This window comes from Paenibacillus sp. 2TAB19, from assembly GCF_052115185.1.
In the GTDB taxonomy this organism is placed as follows: Bacteria; Bacillota; Bacilli; order Paenibacillales; family Paenibacillaceae; genus Pristimantibacillus.
On the sequence record NZ_JBFRGE010000086.1, the window covers coordinates 1 to 24422 of the forward strand.

General features: G+C 50.2%; 20 protein-coding genes and 1 riboswitch. Of the genes, 16 read left to right on the forward strand and 4 right to left on the reverse strand.

Annotated features, from left to right (window positions below):
* Positions 1-236 (reverse strand): hypothetical protein (locus tag AB4Z33_RS26050; protein WP_442052691.1); only part of this gene is annotated, 236 nt, incomplete at its 3' end.
* 106 nt (positions 237-342) lie between these two features.
* Here AB4Z33_RS26050 and AB4Z33_RS26055 point away from each other — a divergent pair.
* The 6 genes from AB4Z33_RS26055 (at position 343) to AB4Z33_RS26080 (ending at position 7988) form a co-directional block, all read left to right on the forward strand.
* Positions 343-2142 carry a sensor histidine kinase gene (locus AB4Z33_RS26055; RefSeq protein WP_442052692.1) on the forward strand — a complete coding sequence of 600 codons (1800 nt, stop codon included), beginning with the start codon at positions 343-345 and terminating at the stop codon, positions 2140-2142.
* Positions 2117-3178 carry a response regulator transcription factor gene (locus tag AB4Z33_RS26060; RefSeq protein ID WP_442052693.1) on the forward strand — a complete coding sequence of 354 codons (1062 nt, stop codon included), beginning with the start codon at positions 2117-2119 and terminating at the stop codon, positions 3176-3178. Before AB4Z33_RS26055 ends, AB4Z33_RS26060 begins: the two co-directional genes overlap by 26 nt.
* Positions 3179-3279: 101 nt before the next feature.
* Complete coding sequence (locus AB4Z33_RS26065; protein WP_442052694.1) at positions 3280-4569, forward strand: ABC transporter substrate-binding protein; 1290 nt, start codon at positions 3280-3282, stop codon at positions 4567-4569.
* Between the two features lie 28 nt (positions 4570-4597).
* Entirely contained in the window at positions 4598-5485 is an 888-nt protein-coding gene (locus AB4Z33_RS26070; RefSeq protein ID WP_442052695.1) for a carbohydrate ABC transporter permease, read from the forward strand.
* Positions 5482-6321 carry a carbohydrate ABC transporter permease gene (locus AB4Z33_RS26075; protein ID WP_442052696.1) on the forward strand — a complete coding sequence of 280 codons (840 nt, stop codon included), beginning with the start codon at positions 5482-5484 and terminating at the stop codon, positions 6319-6321. Before AB4Z33_RS26070 ends, AB4Z33_RS26075 begins: the two co-directional genes overlap by 4 nt.
* A 26-nt stretch (positions 6322-6347) precedes the next feature.
* Complete coding sequence (locus AB4Z33_RS26080; protein ID WP_442052697.1) at positions 6348-7988, forward strand: cellulase family glycosylhydrolase; 1641 nt, start codon at positions 6348-6350, stop codon at positions 7986-7988.
* A 308-nt stretch (positions 7989-8296) separates the two neighbouring features.
* On the opposite strand, the gene AB4Z33_RS26085 is transcribed toward AB4Z33_RS26080, so the two are convergent.
* The gene (locus AB4Z33_RS26085) at positions 8297-10654 is read right to left on the reverse strand and encodes an MMPL family transporter (protein ID WP_442052698.1); all 2358 of its coding nucleotides are present in this window, start codon (positions 10652-10654) and stop codon (positions 8297-8299) included.
* Between the two features lie 46 nt (positions 10655-10700).
* The gene (locus tag AB4Z33_RS26090) at positions 10701-11318 is read right to left on the reverse strand and encodes a TetR/AcrR family transcriptional regulator (RefSeq protein ID WP_442052699.1); all 618 of its coding nucleotides are present in this window, start codon (positions 11316-11318) and stop codon (positions 10701-10703) included.
* Positions 11319-11517: 199 nt separating this feature from the next.
* Between AB4Z33_RS26090 and AB4Z33_RS26095 the strand changes: the two genes are divergently transcribed.
* From AB4Z33_RS26095 to AB4Z33_RS26135, 9 genes are all read left to right on the forward strand, one after another.
* A complete protein-coding gene (locus AB4Z33_RS26095) occupies positions 11518-11952 on the forward strand; it encodes a MarR family winged helix-turn-helix transcriptional regulator (RefSeq protein WP_442052700.1) in 435 nt (144 codons plus the stop codon).
* Between the two features lie 203 nt (positions 11953-12155).
* A complete protein-coding gene (locus AB4Z33_RS26100; RefSeq protein ID WP_442052701.1) occupies positions 12156-13919 on the forward strand; it encodes an ABC transporter ATP-binding protein in 1764 nt (587 codons plus the stop codon).
* A gap of 46 nt (positions 13920-13965) precedes the next feature.
* Entirely contained in the window at positions 13966-15702 is a 1737-nt protein-coding gene (locus AB4Z33_RS26105; protein WP_442052709.1) for an ABC transporter ATP-binding protein, read from the forward strand.
* Between the two features lie 61 nt (positions 15703-15763).
* A riboswitch (guanidine-I (ykkC/yxkD leader) is annotated at positions 15764-15870 on the forward strand.
* Between the two features lie 89 nt (positions 15871-15959).
* Positions 15960-16301: a DMT family transporter gene (locus tag AB4Z33_RS26110; protein ID WP_442052710.1), complete on the forward strand. Its 342-nt coding sequence runs from the start codon at positions 15960-15962 to the stop codon at positions 16299-16301.
* Positions 16298-16612: a DMT family transporter gene (locus tag AB4Z33_RS26115; RefSeq protein ID WP_442052702.1), complete on the forward strand. Its 315-nt coding sequence runs from the start codon at positions 16298-16300 to the stop codon at positions 16610-16612. Before AB4Z33_RS26110 ends, AB4Z33_RS26115 begins: the two co-directional genes overlap by 4 nt.
* Before the next feature lie 219 nt (positions 16613-16831).
* Positions 16832-17281 carry a MarR family winged helix-turn-helix transcriptional regulator gene (locus AB4Z33_RS26120; protein WP_442052703.1) on the forward strand — a complete coding sequence of 150 codons (450 nt, stop codon included), beginning with the start codon at positions 16832-16834 and terminating at the stop codon, positions 17279-17281.
* Between the two features lie 16 nt (positions 17282-17297).
* The gene (locus AB4Z33_RS26125; protein ID WP_442052704.1) at positions 17298-19094 is read left to right on the forward strand and encodes a family 43 glycosylhydrolase; all 1797 of its coding nucleotides are present in this window, start codon (positions 17298-17300) and stop codon (positions 19092-19094) included.
* Entirely contained in the window at positions 19094-20746 is a 1653-nt protein-coding gene (locus AB4Z33_RS26130) for a glycoside hydrolase family 2 protein (RefSeq protein WP_442052705.1), read from the forward strand. Before AB4Z33_RS26125 ends, AB4Z33_RS26130 begins: the two co-directional genes overlap by 1 nt.
* A 42-nt stretch (positions 20747-20788) precedes the next feature.
* Positions 20789-21334 carry a DUF4982 domain-containing protein gene (locus AB4Z33_RS26135; protein WP_442052706.1) on the forward strand — a complete coding sequence of 182 codons (546 nt, stop codon included), beginning with the start codon at positions 20789-20791 and terminating at the stop codon, positions 21332-21334.
* Positions 21335-21395: 61 nt separating this feature from the next.
* Here the strand turns inward: AB4Z33_RS26135 and AB4Z33_RS26140 are convergent, their stop codons facing one another.
* Positions 21396-22205 carry an SDR family NAD(P)-dependent oxidoreductase gene (locus AB4Z33_RS26140; protein WP_442052707.1) on the reverse strand — a complete coding sequence of 270 codons (810 nt, stop codon included), beginning with the start codon at positions 22203-22205 and terminating at the stop codon, positions 21396-21398.
* 235 nt (positions 22206-22440) lie between these two features.
* Between AB4Z33_RS26140 and AB4Z33_RS26145 the strand changes: the two genes are divergently transcribed.
* The coding region (locus AB4Z33_RS26145; RefSeq protein ID WP_442052708.1) for a family 78 glycoside hydrolase catalytic domain at positions 22441-24422 on the forward strand (1982 nt) is incomplete at its 3' end.

The window sequence follows — 24422 nt, forward strand, 5'->3', positions numbered from 1 at the left end:
ATATGAGTGTGGATGATGTAAATGCGGTACACGACACTCATATAGCACATACTTGGATTTTCGGCCGGCAACGTTCGTTTGCTGCCATAAAAGTGAATTTCAATGGATCCATATTGCACAACGGCATAAGGATTCGGGCGAGTGTACAACTGAACAATGGTGAATCCGAGGTTTTCGTAAAAGGCGACCTGTTCCTTTATGGACGGACACGGTAAAATAGGAATGATTTTATCCATTAGCGTTCAACTCCTGGCGGGGGATTTAGCTTACAACCTTATCGTACAACATTCATGCAAATGATAAGGTTTGGAGAAATGCAGGCACTAAGAAAGAGGGGATGGCATGAAACGAAAAAGCATCCGAATGCGCTTAATGTTGTTAATGATTCTACTCGCTACGCTTCCGGTATTAATCGTGACGCTTATTGCAACCGTTAACACGCGAAACTCGGTCGAGGAAGAGATCATTAACGCCAATCTTTCGCGGATCGAATGGTCCGAGCAATATTTGAACGAACTTATTGAGCAGATCGATATTCTGTTTTATTCGCTGCAGATCAATCAAGAGCTGGTGTCCGGTTTGGACGACACGGACAACCCCGATGTCAGCGTGCAGTATCGGTCGCTGAATCATATTCGCGAGGCGCTATCGTCGCAGTTCTACACCAATTCCCGCAAAATCGATGAACTAACGCTTTACATGCATRAAAGCCAAAAAGCGATTACCGTCGATTTTGCCAATAACGGTACCGTCTATCCGTTGACCATCGACGATACGGCTTGGAAGCGGCTGCTGCGCGAGCCGATTAACATCTACTTCAAGCAAACGAATGAAGGCATCTATGCTTATCATAGCATTAACCGCTTCGAGGACCGAATGCTTATAGGCGGCATCGGCGTTCGAATTAACCGCGACGTATGGCAGCAGGTCAGCCATATCCTGCAGTCGGAGGCGGAGAGCACCGTGTTTCTGCTCAATGACGAAGGAGAGACGCTCTCCGGCTCAACGGTATCGGAGCAGACGGACGACATTCGCACGCTTCTGACTGACCAGATGCTGAGCGGCAACGATGAGCCGTATATCGTAGAGGGCGGGTACTTCTTCTTTATCAAAAAAATTGCCGGCGGTCAGCTCACGATCGTCAAAGCGATTCCGTTCTCGACCGTATCGGAAAGCGCAAGGCCTACGATTGTCGCAGGCGCTCTGATCGGAGGATTTTTCGTTCTATTGTCTCTGTTGCTGTCCGTATTGTTCTCGCTCCGAATTACACGTCCAATCATCGGACTCGCCAAGTCTATGCGCCATGCTCATGTCAGCAATTTCGAGCAGCATTCCATTCAGAGCCAGGATGAAATCGGGCTGTTGGAGCGGGGCTATAACGCGATGATGGGAAGAATCAAAGAGCTGATCGAGGTGGAGTATCAGCAGGAGATCGAAGTGAAGAAGGCGCAGCTGCTGGCACTGCAAGCTCAGATCAATCCTCACTTTTTGCATAATACACTCCAATTGATCGGGGGCATGGCGTTATCCGTTAATGCGGTTAAGATTCACGAAATTACGCTTGTCGTCGGCGATTTGCTGCGTTATTCCATTAGCACCGACGGGGAGCTTGTGAAGCTGGACGAAGAGCTTCGACATATGCGCAACTATATTTTTATCCAGGAAAATAGGTTCTACGGTCGCTGCCAAGTGGGGATGGACGTGGACGAGCAGGTGCTTGCCAGCCAGCTGCCGCGGTTCACGCTGCAGCCTATCGTAGAGAATGCTTTCGAGTACGGCTTGCAGCCGAAGAGAGGTAGCTGGCATCTCTTTATTCGCATGAAGCGGATTCGGAATCGATGCGTCTTCATCGTCGTGGATCAAGGGATCGGCATTGTGCCGGAGCGGCTGGAGGAAATCAGAGATCGGCTCAAAGGGCGCATTACTTTGAATGCAGGACAACAGCAGTCTGCAGGGACGGGGAGAAGAAAAGGCGTCGGCCTCCATAATGTGAATGCGAGAATGGTGCTTCAATTCGGCGATAAACATCGTATGCGCGTGTTCAGCAAAGCCGGCGAGGGAACGATGATCGTCATCAGTTGGCCCTATGTCAATACGGGAGAGGAGCTTGGTGGGAATGCTGAAAGTGTTGATCGTGGATGATGAGCCTTGGTCCAGAGCGGTCATTAAGTCGCTTGGTGCTTGGGATCGTTACGATATGGAAGTGATAGCGGAAGCGGAGGACGGCATCGAAGCGCTGGAGATGATGCAATCGTTCAACCCGGAAGTCGTCATTACCGATATGCGAATGCCGGGGCTCGAGGGGGTTGAACTGCTGGATGCAATGAGAAGCGGCTTCCCGGAAGCGGCGATTATCGTCATGAGCGGATACGACGATTTTGTTTATTTGAAGCAAGCAATCCGCTCTAAGGTTATCGAATATATGCTGAAGCCGATCCGCGCCGAGGAGTTGAATGCCGCATTAGCGCTTTGCGTAGAGGAATGGCAGCGAAGGCGCGCGGCAGCTTCGCCGGTTCTATTCATGGACGAGAAGCTGCTCACGCATTACATGGCATACCGGCAGCGCATTTACGACCACTTRGTCAGCTTGAACAAGAAGGCGCTGCTAGAGGAATTGGACAAAATGGGACGCGAGCTCGAAAGCGCAGTTCCGGAGCAGCAGTTCGGGGTTATGGCAGAACGGGTATCTCGCGATTTATTGCTGATGGCCGAAGAGACGACGAACAGCACGAACGAAATCGCCGGTCTGGAGCTTCCTGCTGCAACCGCTTGGTCAACAAGAGAGGAGCTCGTTAACGGTCTCGGCGACGTATACGGTCAGGTCATTGGGGCGATCATGGAATATCAGAAAAACCGGATTAAGCTCGATATCGGCGAGGTAGAAGCTTACTTGGCTAACCACTTCCTAGAGACGTTGTCGCTGGAGAAGCTGGCCGCGCATTTTCTAGTGACGAAGGAACATTTAAGCAGAGCGTTCAAGGCGGCCGCCGGCGAAACGATAACGGAAAGAATGATACGGCTGCGCATGGAGAAGGCCAAAGGGCTAATCAAAGATCAGCAGGCAACGATCAAGGACGCGGCGGAGCTGTGCGGCTACAAGGACCTCGCCTATTTCTACCGGGTGTTCAAAAATCATTTCGGAATAACGCCGGGCGAGCTGCGGGGCGAAGAGAAGTAGCACATCAATATTGTACAATTCGCCATGTTAATACGCTGGAAAGACTTGAATTCCTATTTCCTCTACACTGAGAGTGCACTCAAACGAAAGGGGTAATAGAAATGAAGAAAGCGCTTTATATCGTACTTTCACTTATGCTTGTCGCAACGCTTGCATCGGCCTGCGGCACTAACTCGGCGAACTCCGGAGGCAATTCCGGCGAAGGAACGAGCGATTCGCCCAAGAAGGTCGAACTGAAAGTATTCATGAACTTCCCTCGCTTTAAGGAACAGTTCGACAGCTACTTCGACCAATTCAAGGCGAAGGAGCTTGCGGACAAAAACATCGATGTCACAATCAAGCTCGAGATGCCGAATCCGGATCAAGCGAAGCAAATTTTGGAGACGCGCATGGCATCCAACGATGCACCGGACGTATTCACGCTCCATGCGATTGCCGATGTGCCAAGGTATTACAAAGCGGGCTACTTAAGCGACATGTCGGATCAGCCCTTTGTATCTAAGCTGTACGACAGCGTTAAGCAGACCGTTACGCATGACGGGAAAGTAGTCGCTTTGCCGATGGAGAGCTTATCGTGGGGATATCTCTACAATAAGACGATATTCAGCGACTTAGGCATTACGCCTCCGCAGACGCTCGACGAGATGAAAGCCGCTATCGAGAAGCTTAACGCGGCTAACATTAAACCGTTCGAATTATCGTTCCAAGAGTCGTGGATTCCGCAGCTGATGATGGCTTTGTCCCTTGGAGGCATCGTATCGTCAGAGCATCCTGATTGGGTCGAGAAAATGAACAAAGGCGAAGCTTCGTATGGGGATGTGCAAGATGTGTTCAACATTATCGACCTCATCATGGCGAACGGAACGGATAAGCCGTTCGAAGTAGGAAGCGCCGCTGGCTCAACCGACTTCGCGGGCGGCAAGGCAGCGATGTGGGTGCAAGGTCCATGGCAGGCCGAGTCGATTCTGAAAGCGAATCCGGACATGGAATTCGGCGTAGCGCCGCTTCCTGTCAGCAATGATCCGAAAGGCACGATGATCAACCTGGCGACTTCGACTTCTCTTGCCGTCTCTCCGACAAGCAAGAACAAGGAAGTTGCGCTCGACCTCGTCAATTATATTCTCGACGACAACGATTCCTCCGCACTGTTCGAGGAACTGAAGTTCAATCCGGTTGCCGAGCAGCATAAATACGACACGTACCCATGGGTGACGGAAGCGAGCTCGTATGTATCGCAAGGCAAAGCTTATCTAGACCTGTCGCTGCCGAACGGCGTAACCGACGAAACGGCGAAGCTGCTTCAAAGCTATTACGCGAAGTCGGTAAGCAAAGAGGATATGATCAAGTCGCTCGATAAGACTTGGGCGAATGCGCTGAAAGCAGGCCAGTAACGGATGAACGGTTGGGAGAGTGAGAAAATTGCATAGGACCAAACATCGTAAGAAGACACTCATCCTGCTGGCCTTCGTACTTCCTGCTTTATTGTTTTACGCCGTATTCATGCTCGTTCCCGCGATCGGCGGGGCATGGTACAGCTTTACGGATTGGAACGGACTGAATCCCACCTATAACTGGGTGGGGTTCTCCAATTATGTCGAGGCGCTGACGCAGGATTCCTTTTTTGTTGATTCGGTTTGGTTTACTTTGAAATATGTCATAGCGATGGTTGTGCTGCAAAATGTATTGGCTGTGTTCCTTGCGGTATTGATTGAATCGCGCGGGCGCAGCAAAGGCTGGTTCCGGACGATTTTCTTCATGCCGAACATGATTAGCATGATTATCGGCGGGTTCATGTGGTTGTTTATTTTCACCAAAGCTTTGCCTTATATCGCGGAGCATGCCGGAATGCTGTTCCTCGATCGTTCGTGGATCGGCGATCCGACCTATTCCTTCTATGCGATCGTTATCGTCTCGTTATGGGGAGGCGTCGGTTACCTCATGGTTATCTATATCGCATCCCTGCAGGGCGTAGCCCAATCGCTGAAGGAGGCCGCTGCCATTGACGGGGCGAACGGCTGGCAAATCTTCCGGAATATTACGCTGCCGATGATTTATCCGGCGGTGACGATCGGTATATTTGTCACGTTAAACAATTCGTTTAAGGCGTTCGACGCGGTATTCGCGCTCACCGGGGGCGGACCTGGACGGTCGACGCAGGTCATTGCGCTTAATATTTTCGAGGAAGCGTTCAAAATGAGCGGCCGATACGGCTACGCAAGCGCGAAAGCAATGATACTGTTCCTTGTAGTCCTCATCATTACGCTGGTACAGCTAAGAATCATGAAGCGGAAAGAGGTGGAGGCATGAGGAACGGTTCGAGACGTTTGGTGTTCTCCATAATCGTGTGGGTTGTGCTTGTGCTAGGGGCATGCGTGACGTTGTTTCCGATCTATATGGGCATCCTTAATTCCTTGAAGACGGAAGGGGATATGATGAACAACATCCTGTCCATTCCCGCGCAATTCGAGTTCGGCAACTATAAGGATGCGTTCAAGAAAACGAATTATATGCGCAGCTTGGGCAATACCGCGCTCATATCCGTTGCGGGTTTGGTAGGCATTATCGTATTCTCCTCGATGGCCGGGTATAAGCTGTCGCGAACGCCGGGCAAGCTGAGCACGTTTTTGTTCAATTTGTTCGTCCTGTCGATGCTGATTCCGTTCCATTCAATTATGATCTCCTTGAATCGCGTATCGATGGCGCTCCAGGTGCAAGGCACATTGGTCGGCTTAAGCATGATCTATGTCGGGCTCGGCGTATCGATGGCCATCTTCTTGTATCATGGATTTGTGAAATCGATCCCTCGGGATATCGACGAAGCGGCGGTTATCGACGGCTGCGGGGAACTGCGATTGTATGTTACGGTCATCTTGCCATTGTTAATGCCAATAACGATGACGGCGGCGATTCTGAATCTGCTATGGATGYGGAACGACTTCCTGCTTCCGCTTCTTATGTTGTCCGATTCGGATCAATATACGCTGCTGTTATCGATCAATATGTTATTCGGGCAGTACGGGAACAACGACTGGGCGGCTATCTTGCCGGCGCTCGTACTCACAATGCTGCCAGTCATCGTCGTCTATCTATTGCTGCAAAAATATATTCTTAACGGCGTAGGCGACGGGGCGGTTAAGGGTTAAAAGTTAAGAGGAGAGGAGCGTAAGCGGTGAATTTTGATCAAAGGGAAGTTAACGGATTCCTGTATGCGGACGGAAAGAAACTGAGAAACGGCGTAGGCGAGGAAGTGCTGCTTCGCGGCGTCGGGCTCGGAAGCTGGCTGCTTCCCGAGGGCTATATGTGGAGGTTCCCGGAAAAGGGAGATCGGCCGCGTCGTATTGAGCAGATGATCGTCGGTTTAATCGGCGAGGAAGAGGCAGGACGTTTTTGGCAAACGTACTATGAAAACTATGTTGCGGAAGCGGATATTCGGCGGATGGCCGAGGAGGGCTTCAATTCGCTTCGTATTCCGATAAATGCTCGTTTCCTCGTGCGGGAAAGCGAGCCTGGGCAGGTCTGGCATGACGAACATCTGGCGATGCTGGATCGTATTATTGACTGGTGCAGGACGTATCGAATCTACGCGATTCTTGATCTGCACGGCGCGCCGGGCGGGCAGACGGGAACGAACATCGACGACTCGGAGAACGATCTTCCCGAGCTGTTCACGGATGAACGGAATAAGCAGCAAACGGTAGAGCTATGGCGTATGCTGGCCGAGCGCTATAAGGATGAGTGGATCGTGGCTGGTTATGATCTGCTTAATGAACCGCTTCCGAATTGGTTCGCGCAATATAACGACCAAGTGATGCCGCTTTATGTCGATATCATTAATGCCATTAGAGAAGTTGACAGCAAACACCTCATTATATTGGAGGGCGTGCATTGGGCGACGGACTGGTCGATCTTCACGACACTGCCGGACAATAATGTGCTGCTGCAATTCCATAAGTATTGGAACAACCCCGATACGGAGAGCATTCAGACCTACCTGGACAAAAGGGACGAGCTGAACGCTCCGCTGTTCATGGGCGAAGGCGGGGAGAACAATAAGGACTGGTACACGGGCGCATTCCGATTGTTCGAGGATCACGACATTTCGTGGAACTTCTGGACGTGGAAGAAGCTAGATACGACAAATTCGCCTTGCTCGGTGAACTTGCCGGAAGGCTGGCACAAGCTGGTGGCTTATCTGGAAGGCGGAAGCAAGCCGGGGGCAGCGGAGGCGCAGGCGATTCTTAATGAATATTTGCATAACCTGTTAATCGAGAATTGCACGTACCACGCCGATGTCGTTTCTTCGTTGTTCCGCAGGTTGCCGGTGCGTATTCCCGCTATGTTCTACGGGTATAAGGGCGAAGGCGTGAGTTATGGACGTGCTTCCAGCAGGCGAGCTGAGGGTAATGAAGGCATTGCCGCTTTCCGCTCGAAAGACGCTGTGACGTTCCGATTCATCGACAGCGAACGCACCGAGGCTAACTTCCAGCATGGGCAAGGCCAGGAGTGGCAGTCGGACGAATGGCTGTGCATCGAGCTGGCAGCTGGCGATTGGGCGACGTATGAGATCACGACAGCTGGGCAAGCTGCCGGTTTGAATGCTGAGCTAAGGGTGCAGTTGAAGGATGAATCTGCTGAGTTATACGTCATGTTGGATCAAGCAGTGATCGGTCGCATAAGCGGCGAGGCTTCGGAGTGGAGGACAGCGACGGTTAGCAGCGAGGCAGCGGTAGAGCCCGGCCTTCATAGTCTGAAGATCCATGCCGGTCGCGGACCTGTACAGATCCAGTGGTTGAAGGTATCCTCAGTGTAGAAAAACATATCAAGCTGAACGCGATAAACGCCAAATAACTGGAATAACTCCTGTTAATCTATTGTTAAATGGGGCCGATAGGTGAATAACTGGAAATTCTCCCGTTAATATCGCTTCCCGTCCTCATGCTCAAAGAATAGGCTGAAATTTACGGGAGAAATTCCATCTATTGCTCAAAATTGAAGCATTGAGTTCATAATCAACGGGAGGAAATCCTGTTATTTTTACGAAGTCGGATGAAACGAAAGGACGCCGGAGAATCCTCTGCTGAGCAGGGAATTCTCCGGCGTTTATTGTTTAGTAGTTGTTTAGTGAGCCTGACGAGGGATTGCCTTCGTTTTCTTTTTGCCAGCGGGGCTTTCCTGCTCCTTCAGTTGAGCAAGCAGCTTATCGCCTTCCACATCGAGGTTCGGAAGCGACTTGTCGAGCCACTTCGGCAGCCACCAGGCTTTATCCCCGAAGATCGCCATGACCGCAGGGACTAGCGCCATACGGACGAAGAAGGCGTCGATCAGGATACCGATCGCCAGAGCGAAGCCGATCTGCTTGATCATAATGTCATGAGCGAATATAAAGCCGGCGAAGACGGACACCATGATGACGGCTGCAGCTACAACGACGCGGGCTGCTTGGTCGTAACCATGGATGACGCTCTCTTTGCCATGATGCCCATGAACGTAAGATTCGCGCATGGAGCTGACGAGGAACACTTGGTAATCCATCGCAAGTCCATACAGAATGCCGGTAACCATAATCGGCATGAAGCTGAGCAGCGGGCCGCCCGTGTCGAAGCCAAACAGGTCATGCACCCAGCCCCATTGGAACACGGCAGTCGTAATCCCGAAAGTGGCGAGTACGCTGAGCAGGAAGCCAACAGTAGCTTTGACCGGCACGATGATCGAACGGAAGACGAGCAGCAAAATAATAATCGAAAGAATGACGATAATGCCGACGTAAAGCGGGAATACTTCAGCCAGCTTCGACGACATATCGATGTTGATTGCGGTGAAGCCGGTAACGCCAATCTTAACGTCATGCGACTGAGCCATGCTGGAATCGATGTCGCGAAGCTCTTGGACCAAATCTTTCGTCTCTTTGTCCGTTGGCCCAGTCTTCGGAATGAGGCTAATGATAGCCATATCGCCGGTCTTGTTGACGCCCATCGGCGTTACGACCGATACGTTGTCATGCTGCTGGAGCTCCTGAACGAGTCCGCCAAGCGTTTCCATTGTGATGGCACCAGAGGAACCTTGCGGCTCAGCTACTAGAAGCAGTGGACCGTTGAAGCCTTCGCCGAAGCCGTTCGAAATCGCGTCGTAGCTTTGTCTTGCCGTCGTGTCTAGGTTCGCCGTAGCGCCGGAAGGAATACCCATCTCCATCTTCGCGACCGGAATCGCAGCAGCGCCGAGAATGACGATAACGGCAACGACGATAGCCCAGCGCCCCTTCACGACTGCCGTTACCCAGCGGTGCGCAAATCCATTTGGATTCGTATTTGCTTGAGTGCTGACTTTCGCGCGTGCTTTGGCCGAGCAAATGCGTTCACCGACTAGACCGAGCAAGGCCGGCAGCAGGGTCAGCGCAACTAATACATTGGCAAGAACGGCTACAGCGGCAACAAGCGCCATTGCGGACAAGAAACCGATACCGATCACAAGCATGCCGCACAAGGCGATAATAACGGTCAAGCCTGCGAAAAATACGGCGCTGCCAGCGGTGCCGACCGCTCGGCTAGCGGCTTCCCGAGCGCTAAGACCTTGCTCGAGGATCATGCGACGCTGACGGTTCACGATGAACAGCGAGTAGTCGATACCGACCGCGAGTCCAACCATCAAGGCAAGAACAGGCGTTAGATCGGTCATGTGGAACACGTTCGAGAAGGCGAAAGCTCCGCCTACGCTTATGCCTACGCCCATAAGAGCGGTCAGAAGCGGCAAACCCGCGGCAACGACCGAACCGAGCGTCATGAAGAGGACGACAGCCGCGACGGCGATGCCGATTGCTTCCGTCGAGCCGATTGCAGGCTTGGTGGAGAGCGAGTCACTCGGGAGTACAGTAACACCGGCTTGCTCGACAGGCGATACGGCATCGATGACCATATCAGGTACTTCTTCGGGCAAAGACATTTGTTGGACGGTGAATTGGAATTGGAATAAAGCAACGCTGCCGTCCGATGCGATCATGACGCCGGGCACGGGAACACCGTCTATCATCATAGGTCCGTATGGCGGCAATTCGCCGGAAGCGGCTTGCTGGGAAGCTGCTGCATCGGCTTGCTCAGCCTGACCGCCTTGAGCAGCGGCATCGGTCATCGATGCTCCAGCTTGAGCGGCCAGTTCAATCGGATTAATGACATATTCAAGAGTGTACACTTTATTAACGGCTTCGCTTATTGAACTCAAACGCTCAGCCGTGTCCAGACGTTCGCCATTAGGCGCCGTAAATACGATGCTGGCTTGACCGCCAGAAGCTTCCGGTAGCTCAGCCGACAGCTGGTCTAACACCTTCTGTGATTCCGTGCCCTCGATTTTCATATCGGAAGTGACATGAATACCGTTCACTCCAAGTATAGCGAGCACAATTCCGAGGATCGCAATCCAGCTGACAATGAAATACCATGGTTTGGAATAGGCAGCTTTGCCCATCCGGTACAGGAAAGTTGACATGCGTTAGCTTTTCTCCTTTGTTTGCGGAAATATAGGATGTAATGAATTAAAATCCTTTGCGTAAGTAATCGAACATCGTATCCAGATAGTGATCGAAAGTTACCGCATGAGGGGTTTCCTCTGCTGATTCACCAGGAAGCAGCACGCTCATGCTCCCATCAAGCAGCGGCAACACGGCTCCGTATACGGCGCCGACGAGAAGATGCGTGTACCCTTCGGGATAACGTCCGCGAGACAACTCGCTTATCGTTTCCTGTGCCGTTGCTTGCAGACTGCGAAGCGCGCTGAGAATGTACGGCTCAAGTGTCGGGTTATGCTTAGAAAGCGAAATAAGCTGTTGCAATTTCGATAGATGCTCGGTTGTAAGCTGCAGCTTCATCAAATTGTACAGGATATCCAGCGGCGTCATGGCCTCGTCTAAGCGTCCGATCCAATCTTCGACCTCATCGGCGCCATGGAAGATGACTGCCGCGGAAGCAACGGCTTCTTCTTTGCAGGAATAATAATTCGCGAACGTTCTTCTAGAGTATCCGGCCCGCTGCACAATATCCTCGACGACGAATCCGTCCAACCCTTTCTCAAGCGCAAGTGCGAACGCAGCATCGGCTAGCGAATTGGCGGTAGCTTCTCTTTTCATATCGCGCAAGCTTTGTTTGTTCATCATACATTCGCCTAAGCGCTCACCTCATTTCATATCTATATTATTGCCCAATGGGCAAACATGCACAATGTGCAAAGTGTTACGATTTTGTGGCGATAGCCAAAGTCGTCAAAATGCTAATCAAAAAGTCGTAATTATGTTAGTCGGCTAACAAGTTTTGAGGTATAATCTAGGAAAGAATGAAAGGATAAGGGGGTGCAGAATGGATAATGACAGATCGGTTGCGCTTGAGCTTAGAACGGTGAGGAATTTGTTGAAACGGCAGGTTGACGGGTTCATTCACTATAAGTACGGCGATCAATTGACCGGCATGCACGGATGGGCGCTGAAGTTTTTCGTCGATAACCGGCACAAGGAGATTTTCCAGCGCGACTTCGAGAACCACTTCCAAGTTAGACGCTCGACCGCGAGCAAGATTTTACAGCTAATGGAGAAGAATAATCTTATCGTCAGACAATCCGTTGCCTACGACGGCAGGTTAAAGCAAATCATTCTTACGCCGATGGCTATTGAGTACTGCGAAGCCATTTTTGGCAAGTACGTCGAATTAGAGCGTGAGTTAAAGAAGGGTTTGTCGCGGGATGAGCTGGATACGTTCTTTAATGTGATTGATAAAATCAAAAGCAATCTAGAGTAGCAACCGCCCTAGTTGTTGGAAAGGCTTAAATTAAAGTAATATAGTAATAAAGCTTATTGTTCAAATATAAGAAAGTATAAATTACTATTTATACTGTGCTTATATTTCACCGCGAAACGTTTGCTGTTGCCGCCAAAGGATGGCGTCAGCCGTTTACGCTTGCATAGCTAACAATTACAGTAGAGAGAGGGCGCGTTCGGTAGATGCTTAAGATCTTAAAGTATTTTAATCCGAAAAATGTGTGGTTTATTATCATCAGTACCGCTTTTATTGTGCTCCAGGTATGGCTCGACCTGAAGCTTCCCGATTATTTGGCCGAAATTACGAAGCTGGTGCAGACCGAAGGCAACTCCTTGAGTCAGGTCTGGGAGCCGGGCGCCTATATGATGATGTGCGCGATCGGAAGCTTAATCGCTTCTTTCATCGTCGTCTATCTCGTGGCGCAGAGCGCCGCATCGCTTGCTAAGCGACTAAGAGGCCTGCTCTTCGATAAGGTCGAATCGTTCTCGATGGCCGAGATGAATAAATTCTCGACTGCGAGCCTTATTACTAGATCGACGAACGATATTACGCAAGTGCAGACGATCGTGGCGATGGGTCTGCAGGTTATGATCAAAGCGCCAATTCTAGCCGTCTGGGCGGTTGTGAAGATTTCCCACAAGAGCTGGCAATGGACGCTCTCTTCGGGCGTTTCGGTTGCGCTGCTTCTGCTCATGATCGCGATCGTCATCTTGTTCGCCATGCCGAAGTTCAGAGCGATTCAAGGATTAACCGATCAATTGAACCGGGTAACGAGAGAAAGCTTGACCGGTCTGCGAGTGATACGCGCCTATAATGCGGCTCCGAGCCAAGAAGTAAAGTTCGAACACGCGAACAAGGATTTGACCGACGCCAATCTGTACACAAGCCGATTAATGGCGTTAATGATGCCGGTCATGAGTCTGATCATGAGCGGATTAAGCCTCGCGATCTACTGGATCGGCGCTTATCTGATCGATGGGGCGGATGCGGCGCATAGGCTCGGCTTGTTCAGCGACATGGTCATCTTCTCTTCCTATGCCATGCAGATCGTTATGGCCTTCATGATGCTGTCGATGGTATTCTTCATGCTGCCGCGGGCATCGGTATCGGCCAAGCGTGTAATGGAAGTGTTGAATACGGAACCAAGCATCAAGGACGGCAGCTCGAAATCATCTAACCAAACTAAGACCGGTGAGATTGAATTCCGAAATGTCAGCTTCAAGTATGCCGATTCGGATGAATACGTGCTTCAAGACATCAGCTTCGTTGCGCGAAAAGGCGAGACGGTTGCGTTCATCGGCTCGACGGGCAGCGGAAAGAGTACGCTCATGAACCTGATCCCGAGATTTTATGACGTGACGGACGGAGAGGTGCTCGTAGGGGGCGTGAACGTCAAGGATTACTCGCTTCGTGATTTGCACAACAAGCTGGGTTATGTCCCTCAGAAAGCAGTATTGTTCACCGGAACCGTGACATCCAACGTCGCATATGGCGATAACGGGAAAGCGGCAGGTTCAGCGGACGATGTGAAAAAAGCGGTAGCGATCGCTAAGGGCACAGAGTTCGTCGAGAAGCTTGAAGGCGGCTACGAGGGCAGCGTCTCGCAAGGCGGAACGAACTTGTCGGGCGGCCAGAAGCAGCGGCTATCTATTGCTAGAGCGGTTTTCCGCAGGCCGGACATTTATATTTTCGACGATTCCTTCTCCGCGCTTGATTACAAGACAGACCGCCAGCTGCGCTCCATGCTGATGCAAGAAACAGCAGAAGCTACCAACCTGATTGTGGGACAGCGAATCGGAACGATCAAGGATGCCGATCTGATCCTCGTTCTCGACGAAGGCAGAATCGTAGGAAGAGGCACGCATCAAGAACTGCTGCAGACCTGCGAGGTCTATCGTCAGATCGCTAACTCTCAGTTGTCGAAGGAGGAGCTCGAAATTGGCTAAACCACAACAACCTGCAACAAAACCAAATATCGATTTCAAAGGCACAATGGGCAAGCTGGTTGCTTATTGCCGGCCGTATCTTCCTCTTATTATCGCTGCCTTACTGTTATCCGTCGTGGGCACGATATTTACGATTATCGGACCAAGTCAGCTGGAAGCGATGACTGATCACATCACCGCGGGCTTAATGGGTGAGCTTGATATGGACGCGATCGCCAGGATCGGCATTCTGCTCTCCGTCCTGTACGGATTAAGCGTCGTCTTCTCGTACTTCCAAGGCTTTATCATGGCTACAGTCACGCAGAAGGTATCGCGAGGGTTGCGAACGCGCATCTCGCAGAAGATCAACAAGCTGCCGCTGAAATATTTCGACTCCAACAGCAACGGCGACGTGCTGAGCCGCGTGACGAATGACATCGATACGATTGGTCAAACGATGAATCAGAGTATCGGGATGCTCGTAACATCCGTTACGATGCTGGTCGGCTCCTTGATTATGATGTTCGTTACGAATGTATGGATGGCGCTCACGGCGATCGTGTCGACCTTCCTAGGATTTGCTTTCATGACTGTGATGATCAAAAAATCGCAAACACATTTCGTCCACCAACAAGCGAACTTGGGCGCGATGAACGGCCACGTCGAGGAAATCTTCTCGGGCTATGATGTCGTTAAGGTCTATAATGGCGAGCGGAAAGCGAAGGAAACGTTTAACGAAATTAACGATAAACTATATGAAAGCTCATGGAAGTCGCAATTCCTATCCGGCTTGACGATGCCGCTTATGATGTTCGTCGGCAACTTCAGTTATGTAGCGGTCTGTATTGTTGGCGGCGCATTAGCGATGAACAATCACATTTCGTTTGGTGTCATCGTCGCTTTCATGCTCTATGTAAGGTTGTTCTCGCAGCCCCTCGGGCAAATCGCGCAGGCCGCAACTACGCTGCAATCGACGGCTGCCGCATCCGCGCGCGTATTCGAATTCCTGGAGGAGAAAGAGCTCGAGGACGAGAGCGGTAAATCGAAGGTGCTTAAGGACGTTAAGGGCCAAGTCGAGTTCCGTCATGTTACGTTCGGTTATAATCCCGATAAGCTGATTATCCATGATTTCTCGGCACGCGCTTTGCCTGGCCAGAAGATCGCCATCGTAGGCCCGACGGGTGCGGGCAAGACGACGATCGTCAATCTGCTGATGCGATTCTACGAGTTGAACGGCGGGGAAATTGCAATCGACGGCGTTCCGATCCACGAGATTCCTCGGGAAAACGTGCATGAGCAGTTCTGTATGGTGCTGCAGGATACGTGGCTATTCGAAGGAACGATCAAAGAAAATATCGTCTTCAATAAGCAAGGCGTTACCGATGCCATGGTGAAGGACGTGTGCAAAGCGGTTGGCATTGACCATTTCATCCGAACATTGACGCACGGCTACGACACCGTATTGAACGAGCAAGTGAACCTTTCCGCAGGACAGAAGCAGCTCATTACTATCGCAAGAGCTTTGATCGCGAATGCGCCGCTGCTCATCCTCGACGAGGCGACGAGCTCCGTCGATACGAGAACGGAGTTGCTCATTCAGGAGGCGATGGACCGGCTGATGGCGGGACGCACGTCGTTCGTTATCGCGCACCGACTGTCTACGATCAAGAACGCCGACATCATTCTCGTCATGAAGGACGGCGATATTATCGAGAGCGGCAACCATCTGGAACTGCTAGCGGCGAACGGCTTCTATGCCGATTTGTACAACAGCCAGTTCGAGCATGATGAAGCAGCAGTGTAATAAGCGACGTATCGGCTTGACAACCGCTCGCATACAACGTATATTTTGATGAAATGAATATAGTGAGGTTCTCTAGGGTTCCGCGGCATGCGATGCAATGCCGGTCCGGTCCGAGAGAGAGCCCGCAGCCGATCGGCTGCGACACGGAAGGATAAAAGCCTGGGAGATAAACCGCGTTATGCGGTTTATTTCTCGGGCTTTTATTTTTTTTTCATTTAATACGCCATACTAACGGCAATATCAAGGAGGAATGAATGATGAACAAAACGTGGTTATCGGTCGTAATTGCAGCGGTATTCGAGGTAGGTTGGGTTATTGGTTTAAAGCATGCGGACAGCGGGCTGGAATGGGTAGGAACGGCAATCGCTATTTTTGTTAGTTTTTATTTGATGATCAAGGCTACTCGTACGTTGCCGGTAGGCACCGTATATGCCGTATTCGTTGGTTTGGGGACTGCCGGGACGGTCATAGCCGAGATTCTATTGTTCGATGCTGAGGTCCAAGCGATGAAAATGGTATTGATCGCTCTGCTGCTTCTAGGCGTGATAGGCTTGAAGCTCCTTAGTAAAGACAAGAAGAAGGAGGCGAAGGGCGTATGAATTGGCTGTTTTTGATTATGGCAGGCATATTCGAAATGTTTGGCGTCGTCCTTATTAATACGTTCAATCAAGCCCGTAACTGGAAACCATTGCTTTTGCTGATAGTAAGCTTTGGCCTTAGCTTCCTATTGCTGTCGCTAGCGATGAAGACGTTGCCGATGGGTACGGCTTACGCGGTATGGACGGGGATCGGCGCTTCTGGTGGTGCGGTACTCGGCATGCTTATCTACAAAGAGCCTCGCAGTTTCTTGAGGTTACTATGCATAGGCGTGGTGTTGGGCTCGGCGATCGGCTTGAAGCTGGTGGCGTAAATAGGGTCGTTTCAAAGAGTTGTTATAAAAGACACCCGAGTGGTGTCTTTTTTGTTGGATTCACGTTTATGCTTGTCCATGCGGTCCAAAAAGTCGTGATAGCGATAGCGAATAAGTCTTAAAAGTGTTAGTGAGGAAACGCGTTAACTTTTACAATCTAATGAGATCAAATAAATAAGTAACTTATCTATTCGGGTATTCACGCGAAAGGAGAGTCGAATGGATCACGAATCGTTGGAGCTCATGAAGGTTTTTGGACATCTGTACCGCAAAAATATCGAAGCCCGCATAGACGCTGCTAACCAAAAAGTAAATGAAGCCCGTATGATGTCCATCCTTATGGACAGAGAGCGTGACCCTATGAGCGTAATGGAGCTCAGCGAGTATTTGGGAGTAACTTCTCCATTCGTATCCCAGCTCTTGAACGATATGGTCGAAAGGGATCTAATTGTGCGCGTTAAAGATTCGGCAGACCGTAGGATTGTTAGAGTTTCGTTAACCGAGAAGGGAAAACAGAAAGCCGCCTATGTTCTCCGATATTCCCGCGAGCTTTACGAAGGGTTGGCGGAGCATCTGGGTGCCGAAGAAAGCCGCATGTTGTCCAATCTGCTGCAGAAATCKATCGATTATTTCRATGACAGAATATTTAGTTCAAAAAAAGTGAAATGAAGAGGAGCGAATAACAATGACGTATATGTGCAACCCGATCAAAATGGAATACAAATATCAATTCACCGATTCAAGAGGACTTAACGTCACTTATAGGGAAGCGGCCGATCCTTCCATGATTTTGTTCAAGGGCCAATATTATTTGTTTCCTTCGATGACGGCGGGGTTTCTTGTCAGCGACAATTTGACCGAGTGGACCTTCCACCAGCTGAAGGATGTGCCGGTTTACGATTATGCCCCGGATGTTCGGGTCATCGGAGAATATGTTTATTTCTCCGCATCGAGTAAATCCAAGAACTGTTCCTTCTACAGAACGAAAGATCCGATTAACGGCGCGTTTGAAGAAATCGAAGGGACGTTTCCCTTCTGGGACCCGAATCTGTTCTTGGATGATGACGGACGGTTTTATTTCTACTGGGGATGCTCTAGTGTCACGCCGCTATACGGCGTCGAACTAAATCCGGACAATATGAAGCCCATCGGGGAGCCCCTCGCCCTTGTGCAGAGCAATATTGCGGTTATCGGCTATGAACGAAATGGAGAAAATCACTTACCTAGACCGGCGGAAGAGGTCGAGGAGATGGTTAAAAACTACGTGAAAAGGAATCCCGACGCTACAGAAGAGTTTTTGCAAGTCATCCGAAAGTCCCTCGGGAATGAAGATCCGTATATCGAGGGCGCATGGATGGATAAGCATAACGGCAAATATTATCTCCAGTACTCCGCACCCGGAACGCAATATAACGTGTATGCGGATGGGGTCTACGTTTCGGACAGCCCGCTCGGACCCTTTACGCTAGCGAAAAATAATCCGTACTCGTATAAGCCCGGAGGTTTTCTGCCAGGAGCGGGACATGGATCGACATTGGAAGATCGGTACGGAAATTGGTGGCATGCCTCGACGATGAGAGTGAGCGTCAACCATATTTTTGAAAGGCGGATCGGGCTATGGCCGGCGGGCTTTGATGAAGACGGGGAATTATTCTGCAATCAACGCTATGGTGATTGGCCGATGCGGATCGACCAAGCTTCCTTGGACCCATGGAGCAATCCGGAGTGGATGCTGCTTTCCTACGGAAAGCCGGCCAAGGCATCTTCCTGCAAAGATGGAAAAGAGGCTTCGAAGGCTACAGATGAGAATGTTCAAAGCTGGTGGAAAGCAGCAACCAATGAGCCTGGAGAATGGCTTGAGGTTGATCTGAAGCAGGCTTGCGACGTGCATGCCGTACAAATTAATTTCGCGGACGATCAGTTGAACCTTCCGCTTCCCGAGGGAGCAGCTTTACAGCAAGTCGGAGAAATAAGAAGATACCTCGACGTGCGGAAGCATGTCACCAGATGGCTCCTGGAGGGCTCGGTTGACGGAACCGACTATTTCGTATTGGAAGACAAATCGGAAGCGGACTCCGATTTACCGCATGATCTTGTTGTAATAGAAGGCGGAGCAAAGGTTCGGTATATCAGATGTACCGTCAAGGAGCTCCCTTTTAACCAGGCCGCATGCATTTCCGGTCTTCGAGTGTTCGGGATCGGACATGGGGAGCAGCCGAAACAAGCAATTGCCGTCCAAACAGTACGGTTAGGCGAGTTGGACCTTTCCGTAACGTGGAACGAGCTTGCCGATGCCGTCGGTTACAACGTGCTCTGGGGATATTCGCCGGATAAGCTGTATCACAGCCATATGGTTTTCGGCGTCAATCAGCTTACTATTAAGGCGTTAATCAAAGGCGAACCGGTTTATGTAAGAGTGGATAGCTTCAATGAAGTTGGGATCACAGAGGGCGAAGTATGCGAGGGAGTTGAGATCGTATAATGATTAAACTATGGAATGAAGCATGGCATTTTTCAAAAACGGCTTTGGATATTCCTCAGGACCTTCCGGTTGACTGGGAAGCGGTGAACCTTCCCCATACGTGGAATGGAAAAGACGGGCAGGACGGCGGAAACGATTATTACCGGGGAACTTGTTATTATGCCAAAAAGCTTAGCAAGGACGATCTGTCTGCCGGCCAGCTTGTATACCTTGAATTTCAAGCTGCTAATTCGTCTGCGGATGTTTATGTGAATGGGCGCCATGCAGGGCGCCATGATGGCGGATATTCAACATGGAGAGTGAATATTACAGGCTTGCTGGCAGACGAAAACCTTATTGTGGTTGCCGTTAATAATGCCTCTAATGCAAGCGTTTATCCACAAGAAGCGGATTTCACTTTTTATGGCGGCCTCTACAGAAACGTGTCAGTTATAACGGTTCCGGAATCTCATTTTGACCTGGATTATTATGGCGGTCCCGGTGTGGATGTTACTCCCGTCGTAAATGGCAGCGATGCTGAAGTTGATGTACAAGTATATGTTACGGGCGCATTGCCTTCGCAGCAGATCATTTATACCGTAAAAGCAGCAGATCAGGTAGTTGCCGAACAAATAACGGATGCGCATACGACAAGAGTAACATTTACGATAAGTCAGGCGCGTCTTTGGAATGGACGGAAGGACCCTTTCCTCTATTCATTGGAAGTTAGATTAGTTGAAAATGGAGAGGAATTGGACAGACGAAATGTCAGATTCGGATGCCGTTCCTTCAAGGTAGACCCGGAAAAAGGATTTTTCCTGAATGGAGAAAGCTACCCGTTGCGCGGTGTAAATCGTCACCAAGACCGTCCGGAAATAGGAAATGCATTATTGCCGGAACACCATAACGAAGACATGGACTTCATTTGCGAAATGGGTGCTACAACGATAAGGCTAGCCCATTATCAGCATGACCAGTATTTCTTGGACCTGTGCGATGAACGGGGAATGATCGTATGGGCGGAAATACCTTATATTGCATGCCACATGGTGGGAGGAAAAGAAAATACCATTTCGCAGATGAAGGAACTGGTCATTCAGAATTACAACCATCCTTCGATTGCGGTTTGGGGGTTGTCGAATGAAATTACCATTCTTGGAGCGGACGATGAGGATATGGTGGAGAACCACCGCATCTTAAACGATATGGTTCATGAAATGGATCCAACAAGACTTACGACCTTAGCGGTTATCAAAGACTGTCCAATGGATAAAGAGTACGTGCATATAACGGATGTTGTTTCCTATAATTTATATTTAGGCTGGTATGTTGGGGAAACGCACGAGAATGGTCTTTTTATGGATGAGTTCCATGAGAAGTTTCCTAATAAACCAATCGGATTAAGTGAATACGGTTGCGAGGCGGCGTGCAACTGGCATACTTCAACACCTGGAAAGGGAGATTATACAGAAGATTACCAGGCTTATTATCATGAGGAGTTAATCAAGCAATTATTTGTACGGCCTTATATATGGGCAACCCATGTTTGGAATATGTTTGATTTTGGCTCGGATGCAAGAGCGGAAGGCGGCAAGGACGGAATCAACCATAAAGGACTCGTTTCCTTTGACAGAAAGTATAAAAAAGATGCTTTCTATGCCTACAAAGCTTGACTGACCGATGAACCGTTTGTTCATATCTGCGGAAAGAGATATGTGGACAGGGTCGAGGAGGTTACCAAGGTTACGGTATATTCCAACCAGCCGGAAGTTGAATTGTTCGCCGATGGGAAAAGTGTTGGAAAACAAATCAGCGATGTGCATTTCTTCTATTTCGACGTACCGATCTCTGGAGAAACAAGGCTGATTGCAAAGGCAGGACAATGCGAGGATGAAAGCCTGATCCGTAAAGTTGATGTATTTAATGAAGATTACCGCATGAAGCAGCTGAAGGAAGATGGAGATATCATCAACTGGTTTGAGCTTACTGCACCGGATGGATATTTCTCCATCCATGATAAGGTAGGAGATGTCGCGAGTCATCCTGAGGCAGCGTTAATCTTACAGGAAATACGTAACCTAATGGCAGGAGCTCAAGCGGGTAACAGCTCTGACAATAGCCAGCCTTCTTCGGCGCCTCAGATGGATGCCAAAATGCAAGAGATGGTCAACCGATTAACGGTTAGAAGGGTTTTTGCAGGCAGGATTCCCAAAGAGAAGATGCTCGAGCTTAATACGGCTTTAAACCGAATAAAGAAATAGATAATAACAATGAGAAGGGGTTCCCGGCAATAGCAGGGAACCCCTTCTGTGTTCATTCCTGTTACTCCAAAATTTCCGGATGCGCCCATTGAACGGGAGTCACCTTGCCCGCATGCGAGCCGGCATCGATTACGATAGCCGAACCGCTGATGTAACGCGCCAAATCAGAGGCTAAGAACAAGGCCAAATGACCGATTTCTTTCGGGTCGCCAAGCTTGCCGCTTGGCGACAGGATCTTCGCGTATTGGGAAACGACTTCCTCGGGTGCTTGTMCCCAGATGGAGGTTCGGAACGTTCCCGGACAAATCGCATTGATGGAGATGCTGTAAGGCGCGTAATCGAGGGCGGCGCTCTTCGTCAGACCGACCACGCCATGCTTCGCGGAAGCATAAGTAGCCATGGAGCTGTTGCCCAATATCCCTGCTTGGGAAGCAACGTTAATGATGAATCCACCGGTCGACTTGGACTTCAGAATCGCTTCGACGGCGAACTTCATCCCAAGGAAGACGCCGCGCAAGTCGATGGCCATTAATCGATCGAACTCAGCCACCGAGAATTCATGCGTGGGCCTGCTCTCGGCTGCTATTCCGGCATTATTCACGAGACCGTCTAATCGGCCGTACGTCGCGACAGCGAAATCGACGAGTCCTTGTACTTCATCCTCTTTGCTTACATCCGATTTGAAGAAGACGGCCTCTCCGCCCGCTGATCGAATCTCCTCAGCGACCTTCGATCCCTTGTCGGCATTGATATCGGATACGACGACCTTCATGCCGTTCTCCGCATAGCATTGCGCAATCGCCTTGCCAAGACCGTCCGCAGCGCCTGTGACAATAGCAACCTTCCCTTTTACACTAGAAAAATCCGTCATCTATTCTCCTCCTATGTTGAACGTTTACCTGTCACCTACACCTTAAAACAATCCGGCTTGTTTCTCTAACGCTTTTACGACTTTACGGATGGAATTTTTACGACTTTTTATTAAACCTATATGGTCGTCATAACGACATCCAAAAAGTCGGCTAAGTGTTAGTCCGCATATAATCCGGAATGGTATCGTGAAGAGGGAAAGAACTACAACGGAAATAGTACAGGAGGTTACAATTATGCTGGAAGCAGTGTCTTTGCGAACGGAATATCTGGAAAATCCATTGGGGCTGGATTCGGACAAGCCTCGTCTGGGTTGGAAGCTTCGAAGCGACGGGGAAAATGTGCTACAATGCGCATATCAATTGCAGGCATCCGAAACCTTGGGTTTCGTTAACTTAACATGGGACAGCGGGAGGATGGAGACGAGCCAATCGCAGCATGTCTTGTACTCCGGTACCGAATTGAAATCGATGCAGCGCATCTATTGGCGGGTCAAAGTATGGAACAATCATGGAGAGGAATCGCCGTTCAGCGAGCCTGCTTATTTCGAAACCGGATTGTTACACTCTTCGGATTGGAAGGGACGTTGGATCGAACCGGAGAAAGAGGTAGATGTCGACGCCTATAAGCCGGCTCCGTATATTCGGAAAGAATTCGACGTGAAGAAGGGCCTCGTCTCGGCAAGAGCCTATTTGACGGCGAGGGGATTGTACAGCTTCTTTTTGAACGGGATCGAAGGTACGGACCACTTGTTCACGCCGGGATTCACCTCCTACCACAAGAGGCACCAGGTCCAAACCTATGATGTGACTAGCCTTCTGAGCGAAGGTGCGAATGCGCTCGGGGTTATTCTCGGGGACGGCTGGTGGAGAGGCACCACCGGCGGGGCAAGCTTGAAAAACAACTTCGGCTATAAAGTAGCCTTTTTGGGACAACTGGTGTTGACCTACGAGGACGGCAGTCGCGACATCATCGCCAGCGACGATTCCTTCAAGACGACGTCCCGCGGACCTTTGCGTAAGACGGACATGAAGGCGGGAGAGGTCTACGACGCTACGATGAATATCGAAGGATGGAGTAATAGCGGGTATGACGATTCCGCATGGGAGCAAGTCGTCGCTACGGAGGACGGATACGACAACTTAATCGGAACGAACAGCGTGCCCGTAAGAACGAAAGAACGTTTCACGCCTAAAGTGCTGCATACGCCGAACGGAGAAACGGTATTGGACTTCGGGCAAAATATCGCCGGCTGGGTCGATATGAAGGTTCAGGGAGACGCGGGGACGGAGGTCGTCCTCATTCATGGTGAAGCGTTGGATAAGAACGGAAACTTCACGTTGCAAAATCTTGCGGGACATGGAGAATTGGACGATTTCCAAGAAGTTCGTTACATTCTAGCGGGCAACGGTGTGGAAAGCTACCACCCGCGGTTTGCCATCTTCGGCTTCCGTTATGTTCTGCTGAAAAATTACCCGGGTACAATTGATCCGCATAACTTTACGGCGGTAGCGGTCTATTCCGATATGGAAGAGACGGGCGGGTTTACCTGCTCGAATCCGTCGATCAATCAACTCGTATCCAACTCGATATGGAGCCAGAAGGGCAATTTCATGGAGGTTCCAACCGATTGCCCGACACGGGAGAGGGCGGGTTGGACAGGGGATGCGCAGGTCTATGCCAGAACGTCGTCCGATTTCATGAATGTGTATCCTTTCTTCGAGAAGTGGATGGCCGATCTGGCCGTCGAGCAGTTCCAAGGCGGATCGGTGCCAAGCACGGTACCCACTGTAATCGGATACCACAACTTAGCTGAGTATGAGCGGCTTTCCAAGACGAGCTCCAATCCGATGATGGCGTTTCGCAAGCCAGGAGTGGCCAGCATGCTCGACGGTTCCTCGGGCTGGGGAGATGCGGCCGTTATTATCCCGTGGACCATGTACCTATGCTATGGCGACAAGTCGATTTTGGAGAAACAGTTCGAATCCGCGAAGGCGTGGGTGGATTATATGGCCGCAAGCGCGAAAGAATCGAATCAACGATTTAAAGATACCCCCGTTTATCAAAATTATACCAACGGGGAGCTTGACGCGAATTATGTGTGGGATACGAAGTTCCATTGGGGAGAGTGGCTGGAAACCGATACGGAATTTACGGATCTGGCTGCAGTTTTGACGAAAACCGGCGGCTGTTTCCCTGACGTTTCGACGGCTTATTT

Coding starts and splice junctions, on each gene's coding strand:
- AB4Z33_RS26065 (WP_442052694.1), top strand. CDS start 3,280: ATGAAGAAAGCGCTTTATATCGTACTTTCACTTATGCTTGTCGCAACG.
- AB4Z33_RS26085 (WP_442052698.1), bottom strand. CDS start 10,654: ATGTCAACTTTCCTGTACCGGATGGGCAAAGCTGCCTATTCCAAACCA.
- AB4Z33_RS26090 (WP_442052699.1), bottom strand. CDS start 11,318: ATGATGAACAAACAAAGCTTGCGCGATATGAAAAGAGAAGCTACCGCC.
- AB4Z33_RS26095 (WP_442052700.1), top strand. CDS start 11,518: ATGGATAATGACAGATCGGTTGCGCTTGAGCTTAGAACGGTGAGGAAT.
- AB4Z33_RS26100 (WP_442052701.1), top strand. CDS start 12,156: ATGCTTAAGATCTTAAAGTATTTTAATCCGAAAAATGTGTGGTTTATT.
- AB4Z33_RS26105 (WP_442052709.1), top strand. CDS start 13,966: ATGGGCAAGCTGGTTGCTTATTGCCGGCCGTATCTTCCTCTTATTATC.
- AB4Z33_RS26110 (WP_442052710.1), top strand. CDS start 15,960: ATGAACAAAACGTGGTTATCGGTCGTAATTGCAGCGGTATTCGAGGTA.
- AB4Z33_RS26115 (WP_442052702.1), top strand. CDS start 16,298: ATGAATTGGCTGTTTTTGATTATGGCAGGCATATTCGAAATGTTTGGC.
- AB4Z33_RS26125 (WP_442052704.1), top strand. CDS start 17,298: ATGACGTATATGTGCAACCCGATCAAAATGGAATACAAATATCAATTC.
- AB4Z33_RS26130 (WP_442052705.1), top strand. CDS start 19,094: ATGATTAAACTATGGAATGAAGCATGGCATTTTTCAAAAACGGCTTTG.